Origin of the sequence: Anaerotruncus sp. 80 (assembly GCF_009936115.1) — a bacterium.
GTDB classification, from domain to species: Bacteria; Bacillota; Clostridia; order Peptostreptococcales; family Anaerovoracaceae; genus Senimuribacter; species Senimuribacter intestinalis.
Window position 1 is genome coordinate 1 of the sequence record NZ_QWES01000054.1, and the last position, 2,780, is coordinate 2,780.

Here is a 2,780-nt window from a genome sequence, read left to right on the forward strand (position 1 = left end):
AAATTTTATGAAAATGGCACACAGTGAATTTCCATCTGACTGCGAAGTTCTGCGACTCGTTCTTCAACCTGCTTTTTTGTCAAAGTAATTTCATATTCCGGCTCTTTCAAATAGCAAGCATTGACAATATCGCTATACAACTCCGGAATTGCAAAATACACATCCATTAAAGGGTCGTCGCCCTCTTCTTCACCATACGTTATGTCATAAGGCAAATTCTTATCCTGCCAATGGGCATAATGATTTCGCGCCCATACCTTCATACTTGACATGAGAGCGGTATAACTACTTTGTAAGTCAGAAAAAGTGGTTGATTTCTCATCGAAAACCCCTAATGCGGACTCACAGAAAGTAGCAAAGCACTCTTCAGATGCACTCGCCTGGAAATTATATTCCGAACGCTCATTATCCACATGTTTTTCATATACTGCAATCGAAATTATCAATATTACTAAAAATATGCTAATGAAAGTTTTGCTCTTTTCCACGAATAGCTCCTTTGCCTTTCAGTTCTTTAGTTCAAATTCAAATTATGCGAAATTGTCGCAGTACCGGTTTTCAAGTTAATCATTCTTCCATTGTTCGCAAACATTCTGTATGTAAGAACTGATGACACCGAAACATTTGCAGTTTTTTCTTCATTGTCCTGCTGATAAGAAACTTTAAACACAACGCCATGCTTTGCGTCCGTCTCTGCATCAGAAGATTTTGTTGCCGCCGGTAAATCTATGTCACCTGCATTTAAGTCTGAAACACCGACATCAAATGTCGCATTTACCCCACTCTCCGTAATTGTATCACCTGCCCCTATTGGAATCATATCAATTACAGTAGCAACTGCCGCAAGAAGACCACTGGTTTGTCCTCCTATAACCGAAGTAAACACTTTAAAAATGGACGTTAAATTCCCATTACCAATCGAAGGTTTTGTTCCATTAACCTTCATTAAGTTCACCGCATCTCCATTAAACTTTACCTTTATGCGGTACGGTTTCACTAAGGCAATATATGGATCATAGTCAATATTTTTAGCATTGTAAGATCTGGAGAATACCCGAATTAACTCAATTCCATTCATCCCTGACCCAAAATTCTTGGGGTCACATTTACTTACATTCATGACCAGCATCTGCTTATCTCTGGCTACGCCACCGAGAGAAGAATTTGACTTATTCGTCACATGCTGGTATGAGGATGTACTAGCCGCCATTGCAAAATCCCCATTACTTTCGGCACTTTCCTCAGATCCCTCACTCGCTTCCTTTTCTGCTGTCGTCAGTTCCTGTTTAAAAAGCGCAAGCTGCTCTTTAAATGTATCACCATAAAGCATCACAGACTGATTATCCTCATTGTTCAAGTCAAGCAAAGTAAAACTGATAATTGTCTTGCTAAAGGTTGCCATAGCAGTAATGTCGACGATTCCATCGAAACTGTCATTTATCTTCACCTCGAATGCACCGGTATAAAACTTTTTATTTTTCACATACCTGATGTCCAATTCCTTTTCGCTAAAAGAAAAAGAATAAGAAGTTCCAAACATTTTTGCAACTGCATCACCTGAAATCAGAACTTTATCATTAGACTCACGAATGTTTGTCACATTCATCACAATATTATTGTTCTGCTTTGTATAAGTGTCATCTCCTATTTTTTTGTAATACTTGATAATTTCTTTGTCTTCTTTTGAGGTGGATATATCCAGCTTGATTGTCGTTTTCTTGCTCACAGATGAATTTGCAAACGAAACTAAACATGTTATTAATACTAAAAGAATTGAAAGAAATAATACAAATAACTTCTTCATAATCGTTCTCCTTTCATCTTGACTTTCCCTCCTTCCCTTAAATTCAGCGTAACATTTCCACCGATAAAATACAAAAACTTTCGGAAAACTGGTCATTTTTTCGGATAAGTGGTCATTTTTTACATAAAAGATAATCTATTATATCCTTTAATTGATTGTGATGAACTTCCACTCGTTGTTATTGTTTCCAAATTTTAGAAAACCATATGATAGGGCAAAGTCCCAATGTAAGATACATATTTCGTTTTTTCAATTGTCGCAAATTAGTTCCCATGCTACTTGAAGTTTTCTGTATCATCTGATTCGGCATCTCTGTACTAATAAAACACCATATTAACCAAGCCTATCGGAAGCATCTGAAAAGTTCCAAATATTTTTATCCTAGTGCTTAGGCAAATACGTTTAATCGACGTGTTTTTCCATGTTAATTTTAATTAAATAAATTAACGCTATAGCACCAATCAGAGGAAGTACAATTGCGTGAAATATTGTTAAAACTGCAACAATCACGCGTGTTAATGTATTATGAAAAATCAAATTAAAAAAGACTCCTAGCAACCACACCGCACCGTATACCAATACAATCTTTATTGCAAACATCAGTGCACTGTAATCCCATCGGTTCATAAAAAACTTTTTCAGCCCCATAACTTTTGCCTCCTCGCTTCTTTCCATTGCTATACAGCTTTTACTTATTTCCAGCATTATCTATACCAAAACTTTGTCTCTCTTTACCTTAACATGTGGCCAACAGAATATCGACCCAAAATAAATAGTATTTCATTTTTTAATATATTATTAGTATTCCTTAATTTGTTATAATTATTTTATATATAATTAACCATAAACAAAACCACTTTAGAAGATTTCAAGTGCTGAAATCCCCTGAATACTACCTAATTCCGAGCCAAAATAAATTTTGGCTCGGAACAAAATTTTAACCTTTATACTTAATCCTACGTCAAATCCTTTATGA

General features: G+C 35.6%; 3 protein-coding genes. All 3 read right to left on the minus strand.

Going from position 1 to position 2,780, the window contains the following annotated elements; genetic code table 11:
* Positions 1-5 precede the first annotated feature (5 nt).
* Entirely contained in the window at positions 6-446 is a 441-nt protein-coding gene (locus tag D1155_RS15685) for a hypothetical protein (protein ID WP_207709536.1), read from the minus strand.
* Between the two features lie 68 nt (positions 447-514).
* On the minus strand, positions 515-1,804 hold the full coding sequence (locus tag D1155_RS15400) for a hypothetical protein (RefSeq protein WP_160203296.1): 1,290 nt from the start codon (positions 1,802-1,804) through the stop codon (positions 515-517).
* Positions 1,805-2,206: 402 nt separating this feature from the next.
* A complete protein-coding gene (locus D1155_RS15405; RefSeq protein ID WP_161880244.1) occupies positions 2,207-2,452 on the minus strand; it encodes a hypothetical protein in 246 nt (81 codons plus the stop codon).
* Positions 2,453-2,780: the final 328 nt, after the last annotated feature.